This window comes from Guptibacillus hwajinpoensis (assembly GCF_020171785.1).
Lineage (GTDB): Bacteria > Bacillota > Bacilli > Bacillales > Guptibacillaceae > Guptibacillus > Guptibacillus sedimenti.
This window is the reverse complement of sequence record NZ_JAIVAE010000010.1, coordinates 198168-216375: the sequence shown is the minus strand read 5'-3', so window position 1 is coordinate 216375 and position 18208 is coordinate 198168. Positions and strand designations below refer to the sequence as shown.

The 18208-nt window shown below is 42.6% G+C and carries 22 protein-coding genes, 1 rRNA gene and 1 riboswitch; of the genes, 21 read left to right on the top strand and 2 right to left on the bottom strand.

The features are described from left to right. Window positions 1-109 (top strand): 5S ribosomal RNA (gene rrf, locus LCL91_RS16005); the annotation flags it as partial. Between the two features lie 304 nt (window positions 110-413). Here the strand turns inward: rrf and LCL91_RS16000 are convergent. After that, on the bottom strand, window positions 414-740 hold the full coding sequence (locus tag LCL91_RS16000; protein ID WP_224599312.1) for a winged helix-turn-helix transcriptional regulator: 327 nt from the start codon (window positions 738-740) through the stop codon (window positions 414-416). Window positions 741-898: 158 nt separating this feature from the next. On the opposite strand from LCL91_RS16000, the gene LCL91_RS15995 reads away from it, so the two are divergent. The 10 genes from LCL91_RS15995 to LCL91_RS15950 all read left to right on the top strand — a co-directional run bounded on the left by LCL91_RS15995 (window position 899) and on the right by LCL91_RS15950 (window position 8262). Next, entirely contained in the window at window positions 899-1747 is an 849-nt protein-coding gene (locus LCL91_RS15995; RefSeq protein WP_224883782.1) for a VOC family protein, read from the top strand. Window positions 1748-1776: 29 nt separating this feature from the next. Continuing rightward, window positions 1777-2421 carry a nitroreductase family protein gene (locus LCL91_RS15990; RefSeq protein ID WP_224883804.1) on the top strand — a complete coding sequence of 215 codons (645 nt, stop codon included), beginning with the start codon at window positions 1777-1779 and terminating at the stop codon, window positions 2419-2421. A gap of 270 nt (window positions 2422-2691) precedes the next feature. Further along, entirely contained in the window at window positions 2692-2994 is a 303-nt protein-coding gene (locus tag LCL91_RS15985) for an urease subunit gamma (protein WP_224883780.1), read from the top strand. 12 nt (window positions 2995-3006) lie between these two features. Continuing rightward, a complete protein-coding gene (locus LCL91_RS15980; protein WP_224599307.1) occupies window positions 3007-3330 on the top strand; it encodes an urease subunit beta in 324 nt (107 codons plus the stop codon). Further along, a complete protein-coding gene (gene ureC / locus LCL91_RS15975; protein WP_224883778.1) occupies window positions 3327-5033 on the top strand; it encodes an urease subunit alpha in 1707 nt (568 codons plus the stop codon). The genes LCL91_RS15980 and ureC overlap by 4 nt, the downstream gene beginning before the upstream one ends. A gap of 11 nt (window positions 5034-5044) precedes the next feature. Further along, entirely contained in the window at window positions 5045-5485 is a 441-nt protein-coding gene (locus LCL91_RS15970; protein ID WP_224883776.1) for an urease accessory protein UreE, read from the top strand. A 13-nt stretch (window positions 5486-5498) separates the two neighbouring features. Then, window positions 5499-6164 (top strand): urease accessory protein UreF, encoded by a 666-nt coding sequence (locus tag LCL91_RS15965; RefSeq protein WP_224883774.1) that lies wholly within the window; start codon window positions 5499-5501, stop codon window positions 6162-6164. A 17-nt stretch (window positions 6165-6181) separates the two neighbouring features. Continuing rightward, window positions 6182-6799 (top strand): urease accessory protein UreG, encoded by a 618-nt coding sequence (gene ureG, locus LCL91_RS15960; protein ID WP_224599299.1) that lies wholly within the window; start codon window positions 6182-6184, stop codon window positions 6797-6799. Next, window positions 6796-7605: an urease accessory protein UreD gene (locus LCL91_RS15955; RefSeq protein WP_224883772.1), complete on the top strand. Its 810-nt coding sequence runs from the start codon at window positions 6796-6798 to the stop codon at window positions 7603-7605. The genes ureG and LCL91_RS15955 overlap by 4 nt, the downstream gene beginning before the upstream one ends. A gap of 24 nt (window positions 7606-7629) precedes the next feature. Beyond that, on the top strand, window positions 7630-8262 hold the full coding sequence (locus LCL91_RS15950) for a sulfite exporter TauE/SafE family protein (protein ID WP_224883769.1): 633 nt from the start codon (window positions 7630-7632) through the stop codon (window positions 8260-8262). Window positions 8263-8301: 39 nt separating this feature from the next. Here the strand turns inward: LCL91_RS15950 and LCL91_RS15945 are convergent, their stop codons facing one another. Continuing rightward, the gene (locus tag LCL91_RS15945) at window positions 8302-8745 is read right to left on the bottom strand and encodes an Hsp20/alpha crystallin family protein (RefSeq protein WP_224883767.1); all 444 of its coding nucleotides are present in this window, start codon (window positions 8743-8745) and stop codon (window positions 8302-8304) included. A 224-nt stretch (window positions 8746-8969) separates the two neighbouring features. Between LCL91_RS15945 and LCL91_RS15940 the strand changes: the two genes are divergently transcribed. The 10 genes from LCL91_RS15940 to purF all read left to right on the top strand — a co-directional run bounded on the left by LCL91_RS15940 (window position 8970) and on the right by purF (window position 18195). Then, window positions 8970-9497 carry a DUF2179 domain-containing protein gene (locus LCL91_RS15940; protein WP_098446117.1) on the top strand — a complete coding sequence of 176 codons (528 nt, stop codon included), beginning with the start codon at window positions 8970-8972 and terminating at the stop codon, window positions 9495-9497. Window positions 9498-9500: 3 nt separating this feature from the next. Then, window positions 9501-9695, top strand: coding sequence for an NETI motif-containing protein (locus LCL91_RS15935; RefSeq protein ID WP_098446118.1), 195 nt, complete (start codon window positions 9501-9503; stop codon window positions 9693-9695). Between the two features lie 79 nt (window positions 9696-9774). After that, window positions 9775-9876: riboswitch (purine riboswitch) on the top strand. Between the two features lie 142 nt (window positions 9877-10018). Continuing rightward, entirely contained in the window at window positions 10019-10504 is a 486-nt protein-coding gene (gene purE, locus LCL91_RS15930) for a 5-(carboxyamino)imidazole ribonucleotide mutase (RefSeq protein WP_224883765.1), read from the top strand. Next, a complete protein-coding gene (gene purK, locus LCL91_RS15925; protein ID WP_224883763.1) occupies window positions 10501-11613 on the top strand; it encodes a 5-(carboxyamino)imidazole ribonucleotide synthase in 1113 nt (370 codons plus the stop codon). Before purE ends, purK begins: the two co-directional genes overlap by 4 nt. 25 nt (window positions 11614-11638) lie before the next feature. Next, complete coding sequence (gene purB, locus LCL91_RS15920) at window positions 11639-12931, top strand: adenylosuccinate lyase (protein WP_224883761.1); 1293 nt, start codon at window positions 11639-11641, stop codon at window positions 12929-12931. Between the two features lie 22 nt (window positions 12932-12953). Further along, a complete protein-coding gene (purC, locus tag LCL91_RS15915; RefSeq protein ID WP_224883758.1) occupies window positions 12954-13679 on the top strand; it encodes a phosphoribosylaminoimidazolesuccinocarboxamide synthase in 726 nt (241 codons plus the stop codon). Beyond that, the gene (gene purS / locus LCL91_RS15910) at window positions 13667-13918 is read left to right on the top strand and encodes a phosphoribosylformylglycinamidine synthase subunit PurS (protein ID WP_098446125.1); all 252 of its coding nucleotides are present in this window, start codon (window positions 13667-13669) and stop codon (window positions 13916-13918) included. The genes purC and purS overlap by 13 nt, the downstream gene beginning before the upstream one ends. Next, window positions 13915-14598, top strand: coding sequence for a phosphoribosylformylglycinamidine synthase subunit PurQ (purQ, locus tag LCL91_RS15905; RefSeq protein ID WP_224883757.1), 684 nt, complete (start codon window positions 13915-13917; stop codon window positions 14596-14598). Before purS ends, purQ begins: the two co-directional genes overlap by 4 nt. Beyond that, complete coding sequence (purL, locus tag LCL91_RS15900) at window positions 14582-16807, top strand: phosphoribosylformylglycinamidine synthase subunit PurL (protein WP_224883756.1); 2226 nt, start codon at window positions 14582-14584, stop codon at window positions 16805-16807. The genes purQ and purL overlap by 17 nt, the downstream gene beginning before the upstream one ends. Further along, the gene (gene purF, locus LCL91_RS15895; protein WP_224883755.1) at window positions 16783-18195 is read left to right on the top strand and encodes an amidophosphoribosyltransferase; all 1413 of its coding nucleotides are present in this window, start codon (window positions 16783-16785) and stop codon (window positions 18193-18195) included. Before purL ends, purF begins: the two co-directional genes overlap by 25 nt. Window positions 18196-18208 lie beyond the last annotated feature (13 nt).

The following is an 18208-nucleotide window of genomic DNA, read 5'->3' as shown; positions in this document are numbered from 1 at the left end:
CGATGGCGAAGAGGTCACACCCGTTCCCATGCCGAACACGGAAGTTAAGCTCTTCAGCGCCGATGGTAGTTGGGGGATCTCCCCCTGCAAGAGTAGGACGTCGCTGGGCAATGATGAAAGGCGAGAGACCAAATGGTTTCTCGCTTTTTTTGTGGTTTTACGGATTTGGTTTTGACTAGCTGAAAGCCCTTATGGACTACGTTCGTGGAATTAATCTCAAATTCGCGGAATTAATAAGGATAATCGCGGAAAAATCTCAACTATCGCGGAATTTCTGGTCAGTTCTAACTTTCTCACCTGATTTATCCCCCAATTCCCGCATTAAAAGTACTGGTTCTCCAAAAAGCTGCCGATTTTCTTAAAACAAAAGCCGATTGCTCAAAATAAGAGCAATCGGCTTTATTTATGCTATTTTACTTATCAGTATCATCAATTTCTATCCAATGCTCTGCCCAGTTTTCAATCTCATGCAAAACTGGAGCGAGTGCGTTCCCTTTATCGCTTAATGAGTATTCTATCCGAACAGGTGTCTCAGGATATACATTTCGGATAACGATCCCCTGTTGCTCAAGGTCCTTTAACCTCTCTGAGAGTACACGACCACTGATAGAAATGGAAGTTTCTATCGTGCAAAATCGCTGAGGTCCCTCTAAAAGTTGATGAATAATTAGACCTGTCCACCTCTGACTCAAAAGGGACATTGCTTTTTCAAATCTAGGACATAGAGACGATTTATTCATAATTACTCACTCCCAAATTTATTATAACTCAGTATGAATTCAAATCAAAAGATTATTGATTGAAATCAAGTAACTTGACGTATCTTATTTATAATTATATAGTTACTTACATAAAGTAAGTAACTGAGTGTATTAAGAACTCTTAAAGGAGATCGATTATGAAATTTCATTCTGAATTTGTTCCTCACACTAGTGAAATCCAGTTGTATGTAAGTGATTTAAATCGATCAATTAATTTTTATAAAAAAATAGTCGGGTTCAAAATACTTACTAAATCCAACGATACTGTCGTTTTCACAACGAATGGTAAGACGCCCCTTCTCACAATTGAACAAACAAGCACGAGAAGAGCACACCCTTCAACTGGACTGTATCACTTTGCTTTACTTGTACCTGAACGAAAGCATCTTGCGAATGTCCTAAGGCACCTATTAAGTACTGGATATCCCCTTCAAGGTGCTGCTGACCATTCTGTTAGTGAAGCGATCTATTTAGGAGATCCTGATGGAAATGGGATTGAAATCTATGCAGATCGACCTTCAACACAGTGGAGGTGGGAGGAAGATCAAGTAGTGATGACAACAAATGCATTGAACGCCGAAGACTTAATGAAAGAAGCGTCGTCAGGGGTTTTTGAAGGTCTTCCTGAGCATACCGTTCTTGGACACGTTCACCTTCAAGTGTCTAATCTACAAGAAGCTAAATACTTCTATCAAAATGGTTTAGGTTTTCAAGTTGTAAGTCAGTTAGGTGACCATGCGGTATTCGCATCGTATGGGGGCTATCATCATCATATTGGATTGAATACCTGGCAAAGCGCTGGGGCATTGCCCTCTAAGGAAGGAAGTATTGGTCTTAAGTGGTTTTCGCTTGTTTTTACAAGTGAGTTAGAAAGAAGTAAATGCGTAGAGCAATTGAAAAAGTTCAACAACGTATGGCAGAAGGATGATGATTACTATACAGAAGATCCTTCAGGGAATAGGATTCGTCTGAGTTTGAAAAAATAAAGAAAAAGGTGGTTATCAACTTGAGTATGATGGATAGGATTTTTGGTTCAACAAAAAACGAGACAAGTACAGACAAGAAAGGGTTTTACGAGGATGTAAAAGCAAGAAGGTCAATTTACGGGATTGGAAAAGAGCGCCTGATTTCAGACGAAAAACTGCAAGAGGTAATTGAGTATGCGGTTAAACACACACCTTCCGCTTTTAACTCACAAAGCGCAAGAGTACTTGTTCTTTTAGATGAGAACCACACAAAACTGTGGAATGAGATTACAAAGGAGACACTTCGAGCTATCGTTCCTGCAGATCAGTTTGAGGCAACTGAAGGACGTATGAACGGATTTGCAGGTGGTTATGGTACCGTTCTTTTCTTCGAAGATCAAGACGTGATTAAAGGACTTCAAGAAAAGCTTCCCACATTTGCTGACAATTTTCCGAAGTGGTCACAGCATTCTTCTGGTATGCTTCAGTTTGTTATCTGGACAGCATTAGAAAAAGAGGGTCTAGGTGCATCTCTTCAACATTATAATCCATTAATTGATGATCAGGTAAAAGAAGAGTGGGATGTACCATCTAATTGGGAGCTTATTGCGCAGATGCCTTTTGGAAACCCTACGGCTCCCCCAGGGGGAAAAGAATTTCAACCAGTTGAAGAAAGAGTAATTTTTCATAAGTAATCATTTAGAAGAAGCGAAAAGCTTCTTCTTTTTTTGGTATGAAATCCCTCGTATGTAAGTTAATCTAACATATTATTTCAAGTTTAAAATGAATTATTGAATGCGCTAACAAAAGCTGACATATTAGGGTTCTTGTTCATGTGCCATCTGTATCTCTATGTGAAGTTGTGAATTAAAAATAATCTTATGTTCTTTTATAACCGTCTATTTTATGTATAATATGAATTATCATAATTTTCGGTTTCTATTGTGAGTTAGGAGAGGATTTACTTGAAGTTAATGGCGAGAGAACAGGAGAAATTAATGGTTGTCGTTGCGGCAGATTTAGCGAGAAGGAGGCAGGATAGAGGGCTAAAGCTTAATTACCCGGAGGCCATTGCGATTATTACATATGAAGTACTTGAAGGAGCAAGAGACGGACAGAGTGTTGCTGAATTGATGCAATATGGAAGAACGATTTTAACTAGAGAAGATGTTATGGAAGGTGTGCCAGAAATGATTACGGATATTCAAGTAGAGGCTACCTTTCAGGATGGTACCAAATTAGTCACAGTTCATGATCCGATTATTTGAGGGGGTGAAGCGTTGATTCCAGGTGAGTACAAGTTAAAGTCAACTACCATTGTATGTAACCAAGAGAAAGAAGCGATTGAAATGGAAGTCATTAACGTTGGAGACAGACCGGTTCAAATAGGTTCGCATTTTCATTTCTACGAAGTGAATGAAGCGCTAAATTTTGATCGCGAGCGCGCTTTTGGTATGCATTTAAATATTGCTGCAGGTACGGCTGTTCGGTTTGAACCAGGAGATGCGAAAGAAGTAACACTCGTTGAATTTTCAGGTGATCGTAAAGTGTTCGGACTTAATAATAAAACAAATGGTTCGTTAGATGGTGAGGTGAATCGATGAGTTTTGAACTTTCAAGAAAAGCTTATTCGGATATGTTTGGTCCAACAGTTGGAGATCAAGTTCGATTAGCTGATACAGAGTTATTTATTGAAGTAGAACGGGATGAAACAAGCTATGGGGATGAAGTGAAATTCGGTGGTGGCAAGGTGATTCGCGATGGTATGGGGCAGCATCCTCTAGCGACTAGAAGTGACTCTGTCGATCTAGTTGTCACCAATGCTCTTATTGTGGATTATACCGGTATTTATAAAGCAGATATCGGTGTAAAGGATGGTCGTATTGCTTCGATTGGTAAAGCTGGCAATCCTTATTTAATGAATCATATCGATATTGTGATTGGTGCTTCTACAGAAGTCATTGCAGCTGAAGGAATGATTGTCACAGCAGGAGGAATCGATTCGCATATTCATTTTATTTGTCCGCAATTAATTGAGACTGCAATCGAATCTGGAATTACAACAATGCTTGGAGGAGGAACGGGTCCAGCGACTGGAACAAATGCGACAACCTGTACACCGGGTGAGTGGAATATTCATCGTATGTTGGAGTCAGCAGAAGCATTTCCAGTGAATCTTGGCTTTCTTGGGAAAGGAAATGCTTCAGGTGAGGAAGCATTACAAGAACAAATTGAAGCAGGAGCAATTGGGCTAAAGCTTCACGAAGACTGGGGAACAACTGCAGCCTCGATCGATACGGCATTAACGGTTGCCGATCAGTATGATGTTCAAGTAGCAATTCATACCGATACATTAAACGAAGGTGGCTTTGTAGAGGATACACTGAATGCCATTAACGGAAGAGTGATTCATACATATCACACAGAAGGCGCTGGAGGAGGACATGCTCCCGATATTATTAAGGCAGCTTCCTATGAACACATTCTTCCGTCTTCAACGAACCCAACTCGTCCCTTTACAACAAATACAATTGCAGAGCATCTTGATATGTTAATGGTTTGTCATCATCTCGACTCTTCCGTACCAGAAGATGTGGCATTTGCAGACTCGAGAATCCGGAAAGAGACAATTGCAGCAGAAGATATTTTGCATGATATGGGCGTCTTTAGCATTATTAGCTCTGACTCGCAGGCGATGGGACGAGTGGGCGAAGTGATTTCTAGAACGTGGCAGACGGCTGATAAAATGAAAAAGCAACGCGGAACCATGCCAAAAGACGATGCCAATGATAACGAACGTGTGAAACGTTACATAGCGAAATATACGATTAATCCAGCGATTGCACACGGCATTTCAGATGAAGTTGGATCTATTGAGGTAGGGAAGCTAGCAGATTTTGTTTTATGGAAGCCAGGCTTTTTTGGGGTGAAGCCGGAGCAAATTGTGAAAGGCGGGATGATTGCATGGAGCGTGATGGGGGACCCGAATGCTTCGATCCCCACGCCACAACCGGCTCTGTACCGACCGATGTTTGGGCAATTTGGAAAAGCGAAATCAAGAACCTCTATTACCTTTTTATCTCAAGCAGCTATTGAAAGAGGGGTTCATGAAAAGCTTGGTCTACAAAAGATGATTAAACCTGTCCAAAATATTAGAAAGCTTAGAAAGAAAGATATGAAATACAATGGCGAAACACCGGATATTCAAGTGGATCCAGAAACGTATGAAGTGAAAGTGGATGGTGAGCTGATTACATGTGAGCCCGCAACCAGCGTACCACTTGCTCAACGATATTTTCTATTTTGAGGTGATGGCGGATGATTATTAGTGAAATAAAGGGAAACATTCACGAAGAAAAAGAAGCACAACCGCATGTAGAGCGTGTTTATCTTCGTAGTGATGAGCTCGTGAAACGAATTCAGCGTGTGAAAACCGATCACGGGAAAGAGATTGGGATTAAACTATCCAAACCCGTCGATTTGATCGATGGTGATATTCTTCATCGCACATCAGAAAATGTGATTGTTATTAGTGTACTGGAGGATGAAGTCATCGTGATTCAGCCAGATTCATTAAAACAGATGGGAGAAGTAGCGCATATGCTTGGCAACCGTCATTTGCCCGCACAATTTGAGGGGAACGAGATGATTGTGCAGCATGACTATCTCGTCGTTCGGTTGTTAACTGAAATGAACGTTACCCACGTTATTGAAGAACGAAAAATGAAAGAAGCGTTTAAATACATTGGGCATGACTAATGTGCTTTTTCCAATGCTCCAAATGAGTGATTCCCAGTTTCCATCAGGTGCATTCTCGCATTCGTTTGGAATTGAGACGTATATCTCGAACGGTACCGTTCATGATGCCCCCTCCTTTCAACACGTGCTTGAGCTTTTTCTGATGAATCAGCTTGTTTACACGGATGGATTAGCCTGTCGGTTCGCTTACGAGTGGTTAGAATCAGGCAAAGTTGATCAGCTTTGGGAGCTCGATCAATCGCTGTATGCGCTTGGAATGGCGCGAGAAACAAGAGAAGGGAACAGGAGAATTGGCGATCGCCTTGTTAAGGTCGTCTCAACACTTTATCCCAATTTCATTTTTGAACAGTACCTCGATGAATTGAAAGAGAAGAACGTTTATGGACATGGTGCTTTAGTCTTTGCAATTGTTTCTCACCATCTTGGGATTGACGTGGAAACAGCGGTTTCCTGCTATGGGTTTGCGACAGCTTCGTCACTTGTTCAAAATGCTGTCAGAGGCGTGCCGCTTGGGCAAACAGATGGTCAGCGTATTCTTGTCGAGATCCAGCCTCTCCTCACCAAGAGTGTAGAAAAGATCATGTCACTTGATGAGAGTGACTTCGGAATCGGGTCCCCAGGTCTTGAGATCGCGCAAATGCAGCATGAGACGATTAATGTCCGATTATTTATGAGTTAAGGAAAGGATGATCGAAAATGAGTGAACCGATTCGAATTGGCATCGGAGGGCCAGTTGGTGCTGGCAAAACATTATTAGTTGATCGATTAACTCGAGCGATGAAAGATGAATTTAGCATGGCGGTTATTACAAATGATATTTACACAAAAGAAGATGCAAAGTTTCTAACGAAGAATGGGATTTTACCATCCGACAGGATTATTGGAGTCGAAACTGGTGGGTGCCCGCATACGGCGATTCGAGAAGATGCATCGATGAACTTTGCTGCTATTGATGAATTAAACGAACGTCATGAAGATCTTGATCTTATTTTTGTGGAAAGCGGAGGCGATAATCTCGCTGCTACGTTTAGTCCTGAGCTCGTTGATTTCTCCATTTATATTATTGATGTGGCGCAGGGAGAGAAGATCCCTCGTAAAGGGGGGCAGGGAATGATTAAGTCAGATCTGTTTATTATTAATAAAACGGATCTTGCTCCTTACGTTGGCGCGAATCTTGATATCATGCGTGAGGATACGCTGAAATCAAGAGGAGATCGCACATTTTTCTTCACGAACTTAAAGGATGAAACAGGGGTTAGTGATGTAGTGAACTGGATCAAAGAACAGGCATTTTTTGTAGGACTTGAGCAGTGACCTATACAGGTTATCTTCAGTTAGAAGCATCTGAGAGATATGGCAAGTCCGTTCTGTCAGATGCTTATTACAACGGAGTATTTAAAATCTCACGTCCTACTTACACAGAAGAAGGTCTCCCACTTGTACAGTTGATTCATGTAGGCGGTGGCTATGTTGATGGCGATACATATTTTACTAAGATTAATGTAAGAAAGAATGCGAAGTTAGCAGTGACAACGCAGGCATCTACGAAGATTTATAAAACACGAAACAAGCAAGTCGAGCAGAAAAGCGTTTATAAGCTAGATGAAAAGAGTCAATTACATCTAAAGCTGGATCCGCTCATCGCGTATCGAGATGCGCGCTTTATCCAACAAACGGATGTATACATGGATAAAAGCGCCGTTTTATTTCTAACCGATATTGTGACGCCAGGCTGGTCGAAGGAAGGGGAACTATTCCCTTATACGTGTGTGACATCTAAGGTGAAAATCTATCAGAATGAAAAGCTAGCCGTTTATGACCATCTACGATTAAAGCCTGATGAGGATGTAAGAAGCCTGCTTCAGTTAGAAGGGAATACCCATATCGGATCCTTATTTTTTATCCACCCGAGTGTAAGTGAGGAATGGATTGAGACGTTGAGAGAGGAACTTTCTTCCTTTCCTGATGCTCATTTCGGCGTTTCGATGTTACCGATTCCTGGCTGTTGCTTTCGAATTCTTGCAAAGCGGACTTCTCGTATTGAGAAGGTGTTTGCTGCAATTGAAACATTCATTCATCGAACAATTAACAATCAAAGCGCGATATCCTGGCGTAAATAGTAGGAGACATAGAGGGGGGAAAGGATGGACGCTAGTCTAGTATCCATATTAGTAATTGGTTTTTTACTTGGTATCAAACATGCAATTGAACCAGATCATGTGATTGCCGTTTCAACCATAGCGAGCAAAACGCGTAGTTTGTGGAAATCGTCGTTAGCGGGTGTTTACTGGGGAATTGGACATACCTCAACGCTTTTCCTGATCGGCATGCTTCTCTTTCTCTTTAATGCAACGATTACAGACACTTGGGCGATGTCGCTTGAAATGCTCGTAGGATTTATGCTCGTGTTTCTGGGGATTAAAACGTTCTTAACAAAAACAGCAAATAAAGAATTGAAGGGTGATCGCAGTTACCTCCAATCAGGTATGATTGGATTTGTTCATGGGTTAGCCGGAAGTGCAGCAATGGTTCTTTTAACGATGGGGACAGTAGAGACGCTGTGGCAAGGAGCGATCTATATTCTCGTTTTTGGAGTTGGGACATGCGTTGGTATGCTAGGATTTACCACTATCCTTGGTATTCCGTTCGTCATTACAAGAAAACAAAGGAAACTAAACCATCGACTAACTCAGCTAACTGGCATTCTATCAGTGGGGTTTGGATGCTATTATATCTACCGTATTGGCGTAACGGATGGCTTATTTAGCTTTCTATAGAGGGTGTGACAGAGGCAATCGTCAATTGCCTCTGTTTTTTTAGGATTCATCTAATTCGACATCGGTGATTTTCAATCGCTTCTTATCTTCTCTTGATTCAATAAGTCTATGAAGATGAATTAATAGGATACCTCTTTTATAACTCGCATCAATCGGTTTATCGCGAACGGGAAAAGGAAGTTCAACAATGCGTTCAAATGGGCCATGCTTATACTCCTCCTGAACGTTTCGATACCCTTTAAGGTTCATTGTCGTCTGACCTTTTACTTTAAGTGTCCGATAATGAATGTACACATCTACATCATCGATCTTCTTAATTCCCGGAAGGTAGACGGTGCAAATAAGTTCGTTTCCTGCTTCGTAAAGATTGACAAGTGGACCGTTCGAAGCGAACATATCCTGAAAATCTGTCCAGAAGTCATCCCCCATAAATTTATTCATCTTATTTCGCCAATCATACATTTGACTCCAATAGTCCCCCATATGGTTTCCTCCCCGGGCTTTTTCCCAGTATATGCACCAAACAATTGATTGTTAAGTGCATACAAAAACAGTTTTCAAAAGCGAATCCTGTTAAAAGAGAAACATGGAAAAATTAGTCGAAACTTTTTAGCTAAATTCGATAAATATCGCATGCGGTTTTCTGTTTCCTCGTGTTATGCTAGGGAAAGTTCGAGTTAGAACGATAAGGGAAAAGGAGGATGGACATGCTGGATACAGGTCTTGGCATGGTTTTGACTATTTTTGTGATTAATATTTTCTATGTATCGTTTCTTACGATGCGGACGATTCTAACACTTAAAGGTCAGCGGTACCTTGCAGCTGTTACAGGAACAATTGAAATTGCCATATATGTTATAGGACTTGGTCTCGTCCTCGATAACCTAGGGCAAATTCAAAACGTAATTGCATATGCCCTAGGTTTTGGTGTAGGAATTATCGTTGGGATGAAGATTGAAGAATACCTTGCGCTTGGTTATATTACAGTGAATGCCATTACAACAAAGCTTGAAGATGATATTCCTAATAAATTAAGAGATATCGGGTATGGTGTTACGCATTACCTTGCACATGGTAGACAGGGAGAACGTTTGGTGATGCAAGTACTAACGTCACGTAAATCGGAAAGAAAGCTCTATAAAGCGATTGAAGATCTTGATCCGAAAGCTTTCGTTATCTCTTATGAACCCCGGACCTTCCAGGGTGGATTCTGGGTTAGAAAAATTCGGAGGTAATGTATGGAAAAGAAAGCAAAGAAAAAGAAGTTCGAGGTTCATGAAAATGAATCACTTTCTGACTGTTTAAAACGAATGGATGACGAAGGATATATGCCTGTGAGACGTAGGGAAGAACCTGTCTTTAAAGAAAGTAAGGGATCTAAAGAACCAGAGCTAGCCGGTCGGAAAATTGTTTTTGATGGAAAGTTAAAGTAAAAACCGAACATTATAGTCGATATAAAACACATCGTTCGATTTTTCGTTGACAGTTGAACGTCGCTCTTGTTACTATGAAAGAGGAGCAAAAAGGATACCTCATATAATCTTGGGAATAAGGCCCATAAGTTTCTACCTGACGACCTTAAATCGTCGGACTATGAGGGGGAAAGTCGTGTTTTGCGTACGCGCAGATCAGGACGGATGTGTTTTCGCCCGAGGTAGAAGCTTCTTCTAAGTAAATAGAAGAATTCTATCTCGGGCTTTTCTGTTATTTTCACACTATTTTGATTAATTAGCACCTTCATTTAAGGAGGAATAGCATGAACGCAAAAGTTGGCGTCATCATGGGAAGCACTTCTGATTGGGATACGATGAAGCATGCCTGTGACATACTAGAAGAACTTCAAGTACCATACGAGAAAAAAGTTGTTTCGGCTCATCGAACGCCGGAATTAATGTTTGAATATGCAGAATCGGCAAGAGAACGTGGCTTGAACGTAATCATTGCTGGTGCTGGTGGTGCTGCACACTTACCAGGGATGGTAGCAGCCAAAACAACCCTCCCAGTCATTGGTGTACCTGTTCAATCACGCGCATTAAACGGTTTAGATTCTCTCCTTTCGATCGTACAAATGCCAGGTGGCGTGCCTGTAGCAACCGTGGCGATTGGAAAAGCGGGAGCGAAAAATGCTGGATTGCTTGCTGCGCAAATTCTAAGTACAGGTGATGAAACGATCGAGCAAAAGCTTAGCGAATATCGATTTCAAATGAAAGAAACCGTACTCGAAAGTAGTGACAGCTTATGAGGAAAACCATTTTGCCAGGAAGTACAATTGGAATTTTAGGTGGCGGACAGCTAGGGAGAATGATGGCGTTAAAGGCAAGAGAGATGGGCTACAAAATCGCAGTTCTCGAACCGAAAAAAGATTCTCCTTGTGGGCAGGTAGCGGATCATGAGGTGGTCAGTAGCTATGATGACTTAGATGGCGCTCGTAAGCTAGCTGACTTAAGTGATGTGATCACGTATGAATTTGAAAATATAACACACGATACAGCAAAATGGTTGGAAGAAAATGCATATATGCCTCAGGGGGGAGAACTACTTCGAGTGACGCAAGATCGCTATGTTGAGAAAACAGCGATTCAGGATTCTGGTCTTCAAGTAGCGCCTTTTGAACCAGTCGGCTCTCATCAAGAATTTATGGATGCACTCGAGAAAATCGGTCTTCCTTCAGTCCTTAAAACACGTACGGGTGGTTATGATGGGAAAGGGCAGTGGGTACTTAAAACGGAAAAAGATGTTGAAGCTCTCACTTTTCCGGATGTACCTTGTATTCTTGAAAGCTGGGTTCCATTTCAAAAGGAACTCTCTGTGATTGTGACACGCAGTGTATCAGGGGAAACAACAACTTTTCCTGTAGGTGAGAATGTTCATGTGAACAATATTCTTCATCAAACGATTGTTCCTGCTCGAGTAGACGAAGCGGTCATAACGAAAGCGGATGAGGTTGGAAAGAAGATTGCAAATTCACTTCAACTTGTTGGAACACTTGCAGTTGAGCTATTTCTTAAAGATAATGAGATTTATGTGAATGAGCTTGCACCACGTCCGCATAATTCTGGTCATTATACGATGGAGGCATGTGAAACATCACAATTTGAGCAACATATTCGAGCGATATGTGGATTGCCGCTTGGGAACACAGAACTGTTAAAACCTGTGGTGATGGGAAACTTGCTCGGTCAGCATGTGACTCCGCTTATGAACAGCATTTCAGAGCTCGGCGATGCAAAGCTACATTTATATGGAAAAGACGAAGCAAAGCCAAATCGTAAAATGGGCCACATTAACTTTCTTGCCCCTTCAACCGAAGAAGCAATCAAGCGAATGAACTCATGGAAGTTATGGCAGTAAAGACAAGAGACCAGGAGGACTTACAATGATTGAACGTTATACTCGCCCTGAAATGGGAGCGATTTGGACAGAGGAAAACCGCTACAATGCGTGGCTAGAGGTAGAAATTTTAGCATGTGAAGCTTGGGCTGAACTTGGCATCATTCCGAAAGAAGATGTTCAAAAAATCCGTGAAAACGCTGGTTTCAACGTTGATCGCATTCATGAGATTGAAGAAGAAACGCGTCATGATGTGGTGGCTTTCACAAGAGCGGTATCTGAAACACTTGGAGAAGAACGGAAATGGGTGCACTACGGCCTAACATCCACAGATGTCGTTGATACTGCACTTTCTTATCAGCTGAATCAAGCGAACGACATTTTGATTAAAGACATCGAGAAATTCATTGACGTTCTAAAAGCAAAAGCGCAGGAACATAAGTATACCGTCATGATGGGAAGAACTCATGGTGTTCATGCAGAACCAACAACGTTCGGTCTTAAAATGGCGCTATGGTATGAGGAAATGAAGCGTAACTTGGATCGATTTAAAACAGCTTCTGACAACGTTCGTTTCGGTAAACTATCAGGAGCAGTTGGAACATATGCAAACATTGATCCATTTATTGAGCAATATGTTTGTGAAAAGCTTGGGTTACAACCAGCGCCGATTTCAACACAAACGCTTCAGCGCGATCGTCATGCGCATTACATGTCAGCTCTAGCACTTGTCGCGACATCGATCGAAAAGTTTGCTGTTGAGATTCGTGGTCTTCAAAAGAGTGAAACGCGTGAAGTAGAAGAGTTTTTCGCGAAGGGACAAAAGGGATCTTCCGCTATGCCACATAAGCGTAACCCGATTGGTTCTGAGAACATGACTGGAATGGCACGTGTGATTCGTGGCTATATGACAACAGCTTACGAGAACGTTGCTCTTTGGCACGAACGTGATATTTCTCACTCATCAGCAGAACGCGTAATTCTTCCGGATGCAACGATTGCACTCAACTATATGCTGAATCGTTTTGCAGGAATTGTTTCGAAACTAACGGTCTTCCCTGAGAACATGAAGCGTAACATGACAAGAACATATGGCTTGATTTATAGTCAGCGCGTTCTGCTGTCACTTATTGATAAAGGCATGGCGCGTGAAGCGGCGTATGATCTCGTTCAACCAAAAGCAATGGATGCTTGGGAAAGAGGCATTCAATTTAGAGAACTTGTTGAAGCAGACCCTAAGATTACAGATCAACTGAGTGAAGCAGAAATTGAAGATTGCTTTGACTACAATTACCACCTAAAGCCGGTGGATATGATTTTTGAACGTCTCGGACTTTAATTAAGCATCGGAGGGGATCACCATGGAAAAGCAAACATTGTTGTACGAAGGAAAAGCGAAAAGAATTTACGCAACGGATGAAGCGGAGGTTGTCTGGGTCGAGTATAAAGACTCAGCAACTGCTTATAACGGGGAGAAGAAAGCAACGATTACAGGCAAAGGTCGCCTGAACAATGAAATTACAAGCTTGCTCTTTGACTATTTAAAGAGTGCTGGCATTGAAAGTCATTTTATTGAAAAGCTTTCTTCTACTGAACAGCTTGTAAAACGCGTATCGATTATTCCACTTGAAGTAGTCGTTCGAAATATCGCAGCTGGTAGCTTTTCCAAACGGACGGGTGTGGATGAAGGGAAGTTACTAAAACAGCCGATCGTTGAGTTTTATTACAAGAATGATGACCTTGGTGATCCTCTTCTTACGCTTGATCATGTGTTAGAACTTGAACTTGCAACAGAAGAAACCGTTCAAGAATTAAAAGAACGCGCGTTAAAGATCAATACGCTATTACGCGAATACTTCCTTGAGCGTGACGTGAAGCTCGTTGATTTTAAATTAGAGTTTGGTGTAACACCGGAAGGCAAGATTATGTTGGCGGATGAAATCTCTCCAGATACTTGCCGCTTATGGGATAGTAAAACGAATGAGAAACTAGATAAAGACGTGTTTCGAAGAGATATTGGAAATTTGACAGAAGCGTACGAACAAATTTTAACTCGCCTGGGGGGCTCCGAATCATGTACAAAGTAAAAGTCTATGTAACGTTAAAAGAAAGTGTTCTAGATCCACAAGGAAGTGCCGTAAAGAATTCATTGCACAGTCTTTCGTATCATGAAGTGGAAGACGTACGGATCGGGAAATACATGGAACTTACAGTGAAAGATACGGAGAATCTCGATCAGCGAATTAAAGAAATTTGCGAAAAGCTTCTTGCGAATACGGTTATTGAAGACTACACCTACGAAATCGAGGAGGGAGTCGCACAGTGAAATTTGCGGTGATTGTGTTCCCGGGTTCTAACTGCGATGTGGATATGTATCACGCCATCAAAGATGAGCTTGGAGAAGAAGCGGTTTATGTCCGGTACGATGAGCAAAATCTAGCAAACTATGATGCGATTCTACTACCAGGCGGTTTCTCTTACGGAGATTACCTTCGAAGTGGTGCCATTGCACGCTTTGCGCCGATTATGGCTGAGGTCGTGAAGGCAGCTGAAGCAGGGAAGCCGATTCTAGGTGTTTGTAATGGATTCCAAATTCTCTTGGAAGCAGGTCTGTTACCAGGAGCGATGAAGCGAAATAAAAACCTGAAGTTTATGTGTCGTCCAGTGACACTACGCGTTCAAAACAATGAAACTATGTTTACTTCAGCTTATGAAAAAGAAGAAGAAATTACGATTCCAATTGCGCATGGTGAGGGAAACTATTATTGCGATGAAGTAACGCTTGCAACACTGAAGCAGGAAAATCGAATTGCGTTTACCTATGCGGATAATCCGAACGGATCGGTTGAAGATATTGCTGGGATTGTAAACGAAAAAGGCAACGTCCTCGGGATGATGCCTCACCCTGAACGAGCGGTAGATGAGCTATTAGGAAGTGCAGATGGATTAAATCTATTTAAATCGATACTACGCAACTGGAGGGAATCCCATGTCACACATGCATGAACCAACACCCGAGATGATTAAAGACCAGAAGCTCTACAGTCAGATGGGCTTAACAGATGAAGAGTTCGGTATGGTGGAAGAGATTCTCGGCCGTACACCGAACTATACGGAGACGGGGCTATTTTCTGTTATGTGGTCGGAGCACTGTAGCTACAAGAATTCAAAGCCAGTGTTAAAAAAATTCCCTGTTACGGGTGAGCGTGTTCTTCAAGGTCCTGGTGAAGGAGCTGGAATCGTTGATATAGGTGATGAACAGGCGGTGGTATTTAAGATTGAAAGCCATAACCACCCGTCAGCTATCGAGCCGTATCAAGGTGCTGCAACAGGAGTTGGTGGCATTATCCGAGATGTCTTTTCGATGGGTGCACGTCCTATTGCCCTTCTTAACTCGCTTCGTTTCGGAGAGCTGAGCAATCCAAAAGTGAAGTATCTTTTTGAGGAAGTTGTAGCCGGTATTGCAGGATACGGAAATTGCATTGGTATTCCAACAGTTGGTGGGGAAGTTCAGTTTGATTCTTCTTACGATGGAAATCCTCTTGTGAACGCGATGTGTGTTGGCTTAATTGATCATAAAGATATTCAGAAAGGGATCGCATCAGGAGCTGGGAACACGGTCATGTACGTTGGCGCGAGCACGGGACGTGACGGGATCCACGGCGCAACCTTCGCATCTGAAGAATTGACAGATGCTTCTGACGAAAAGCGTCCTGCCGTTCAAGTTGGTGATCCATTCATGGAAAAGCTTCTGCTTGAAGCATGCCTTGAACTTGTTCACTGCGAGTCACTTGTCGGTATTCAAGATATGGGAGCAGCTGGACTAACGTCTTCAGCTTCCGAAATGGCGAGTAAGGCAGGCATGGGACTTGAAATGAATCTTGATGAAGTGCCACAGCGTGAAAAAGGAATGACGCCATACGAAATGATGCTTTCTGAATCTCAGGAGCGTATGCTCGTTGTGGTGAAAAAGGGACATGAAGCTGAGATTAAAGCGATCACAGATCGCTGGGGTCTTTTAGCGAAAGAGGTTGGTGTAGTAACGGAAGATAAGCGATTCCGTCTCCTTCATAAAGGAGAAGTCGTTGCGGACGTTCCTGTAGATGCATTAGCAGAGGAAGCACCTGTTTATCACAAACCATCTCGTATCCCAGAATATTATATTGAAAATCAGCAGCTTCATAAGCCAATTCCAAATGTGGAAGACGCGAAGGAAATGCTCTATACCTTGTTAAGTCAGCCGACAATTTCAAGTAAGGAATGGGTTTTTGATCAGTACGACTATATGGTGCGAACAAATACAGTTGTGGCACCTGGGTCAGATGCGGCTGTTGTTCGAGTGCGTGGAACGAACAAAGGGTTAGCGATGACGACGGACTGTAATTCCCGTTATTTATATCTTGATCCTGAAGTAGGCGGTCAAATTGCAGTTGCAGAAGCAGCGCGTAACATTGTCTGCTCGGGTGGCGAGCCACTAGCGATTACAGATTGCTTAAACTTCGGTAACCCTGAGAAACCAGAGATCTTCTGGCAAATTGAGAAAGCGACAGATGGTATGAGCGAAGCTTGCCGTATGCTAAATGCTCCTGTTATTGGGGGGAACGTGTCCCTTTATAACGAGACGAACGGCATTGCGGTATATCCAACACCGGTAGTTGGCATGGTCGGTCTCGTTCATGATCTTAGTCATGTGACAACGCAGCATTTTAAAAAAGAAGGTAACTTGATTTACATGCTTGGCGAAACGGGAGAAGATTTTGGCGGTAGCGAGCTTCAAAAGTACCTTGATGGTAAGATCTCAGGTCAAGCCCCAACTCTTAATCTTGAAATTGAAAAAGAACGCCAAAACCAACTTCTAACGGCCATTCAAGATGGTCTTGTTGAATCAGCTCACGATCTCGCGGAGGGCGGCCTTAGTGTGGCCCTTGCAGAATCGCTCATTGGCACAGAGCTTGGAGCCAACGTAAGGATTGACGGAGATATTACGACAGACCTTTTTAGTGAAACACAATCTCGTTTTCTTGTAAGCATCAAGGGAGAACACCAGCAGGCATTTGAGCAGCGAACGGGGGCAAAGCTAATCGGTGAAGTAACCGGTACGGGCGTATTAACGATGATGCATGAGGATGAAACACATATCTTCGATGCTCCAGTTCAAGAGCTTGAAGCAGCCTGGAAAGGAGCTATTCCATGTTTGGTGAAATCAAAGGCCTAAATGAAGAGTGTGGCGTATTTGGTATCTGGGGTCACCCAGATGCTGCGTCATTAACATACTACGGTCTTCATAGTTTACAGCATCGTGGGCAAGAAGGTGCTGGAATTGTTACGACTGACGGTGATCGTCTCTATAACCATAAAGGCCTTGGACTTGTGAATGATGTCTTTGGACCAGGTGACCTTGAGAAGCTTGAAGGAAATGGTGCAATCGGCCATGTGAGGTATTCAACTGCTGGAGGCGGGGGCTATGAGAACGTTCAGCCTCTTGTGTTCCGCTCACAGAACGGTGGCCTCGCTCTTGCGCATAACGGAAACCTTGTAAATGCGAATGCCCTTAAGCACCAGCTCGAAGGTCAAGGGAGTATTTTTCAGACGACATCAGACACAGAAGTTTTGGCTCATCTGATTAAACGAAGCGGCTACTTAAGTCAGCGTGAAAAAGTAAAGAATGCCCTCACAATGGTGAAAGGTGCTTATGCTTTCATTATGATGACGGAGAAAGAGATGATGGTCGCTCTTGATCCCCATGGACTAAGACCACTCTCATTAGGCATTTTAGAAGGGGCTTACGTTGTTGCTTCAGAAACGTGTGCATTTGATTTAATTGGAGCGGAATATATACGAGATGTGCAACCAGGGGAGCTATTGATTATTAGTGAGAACGGTTTGGAATCTGAGCGCTTTTCTTCTTCAATCTCACGTGCCATTTGTTCAATGGAGTATATCTACTTCTCAAGACCAGATAGTAACATCGAGAACATTAACGTGCATACCGCTCGTAAACAGCTAGGCAAACAGCTTGCTAAAGAAGCGCCAATTGAAGCGGATATCGTAACGGGTGTTCCTGACTCAAGTATTTCAGCTGCGATTGGGTACGCAGAAGAATCAGGTATTCCATATGAAATGGGCTTAATTAAAAATCGCTATGTTGGTAGAACGTTCATCCAACCTTCTCAAGAGCTTCGTGAACGCGGTGTAAAGATGAAGCTTTCACCAGTTCGAGGAGTTGTTGAAGGCAAGCGTGTCGTGATTGTGGATGATTCAATTGTAAGAGGGACAACAAGCAGACGAATCGTGACAATGCTTCGTGAAGCAGGAGCGAAAGAAGTTCACGTTCGCATTAGTGCGCCTCCGATTATCAGCCCATGCTATTACGGAATTGATACATCGAACTCAGGCGAATTGATTGCGGCGAAGATGAGCGTTGAAGAGATGTGTGAAGAGATTGGAGCGGATTCGCTAACTTTCCTTACAACTGATGGCATGACAACAGCAATTGGTAGAGAGGATAAAGATTCCTCGTGTGGTCAGTGTCTTGGTTGTTTTACAGGCAATTACCCGACGGAAATTTATCCTGATACCGTTCATCCTTACGAAAAAGTATAACCGAAGGAGGCCA

Bases quoted from the DNA above. Each gene is read 5' to 3' on its own strand.
- LCL91_RS15995 (WP_224883782.1), top strand. From the start codon at position 899: ATGAAATTTCATTCTGAATTTGTTCCTCACACTAGTGAAATCCAGTTG.
- LCL91_RS15970 (WP_224883776.1), top strand. From the start codon at position 5,045: ATGATTATTAGTGAAATAAAGGGAAACATTCACGAAGAAAAAGAAGCA.
- LCL91_RS15940 (WP_098446117.1), top strand. From the start codon at position 8,970: ATGCTGGATACAGGTCTTGGCATGGTTTTGACTATTTTTGTGATTAAT.
- purK (WP_224883763.1), top strand. From the start codon at position 10,501: ATGAGGAAAACCATTTTGCCAGGAAGTACAATTGGAATTTTAGGTGGC.
- LCL91_RS15990 (WP_224883804.1), top strand. From the start codon at position 1,777: ATGGATAGGATTTTTGGTTCAACAAAAAACGAGACAAGTACAGACAAG.
- LCL91_RS15945 (WP_224883767.1), bottom strand. From the start codon at position 8,745: ATGGGGGACTATTGGAGTCAAATGTATGATTGGCGAAATAAGATGAAT.
- LCL91_RS16000 (WP_224599312.1), bottom strand. From the start codon at position 740: ATGAATAAATCGTCTCTATGTCCTAGATTTGAAAAAGCAATGTCCCTT.
- ureG (WP_224599299.1), top strand. From the start codon at position 6,182: ATGAGTGAACCGATTCGAATTGGCATCGGAGGGCCAGTTGGTGCTGGC.
- purS (WP_098446125.1), top strand. From the start codon at position 13,667: ATGTACAAAGTAAAAGTCTATGTAACGTTAAAAGAAAGTGTTCTAGAT.
- ureC (WP_224883778.1), top strand. From the start codon at position 3,327: ATGAGTTTTGAACTTTCAAGAAAAGCTTATTCGGATATGTTTGGTCCA.
- LCL91_RS15935 (WP_098446118.1), top strand. From the start codon at position 9,501: ATGGAAAAGAAAGCAAAGAAAAAGAAGTTCGAGGTTCATGAAAATGAA.
- LCL91_RS15965 (WP_224883774.1), top strand. From the start codon at position 5,499: ATGCTCCAAATGAGTGATTCCCAGTTTCCATCAGGTGCATTCTCGCAT.
- purE (WP_224883765.1), top strand. From the start codon at position 10,019: ATGAACGCAAAAGTTGGCGTCATCATGGGAAGCACTTCTGATTGGGAT.
- LCL91_RS15950 (WP_224883769.1), top strand. From the start codon at position 7,630: ATGGACGCTAGTCTAGTATCCATATTAGTAATTGGTTTTTTACTTGGT.
- purC (WP_224883758.1), top strand. From the start codon at position 12,954: ATGGAAAAGCAAACATTGTTGTACGAAGGAAAAGCGAAAAGAATTTAC.
- purL (WP_224883756.1), top strand. From the start codon at position 14,582: ATGTCACACATGCATGAACCAACACCCGAGATGATTAAAGACCAGAAG.
- purB (WP_224883761.1), top strand. From the start codon at position 11,639: ATGATTGAACGTTATACTCGCCCTGAAATGGGAGCGATTTGGACAGAG.
- purF (WP_224883755.1), top strand. From the start codon at position 16,783: ATGTTTGGTGAAATCAAAGGCCTAAATGAAGAGTGTGGCGTATTTGGT.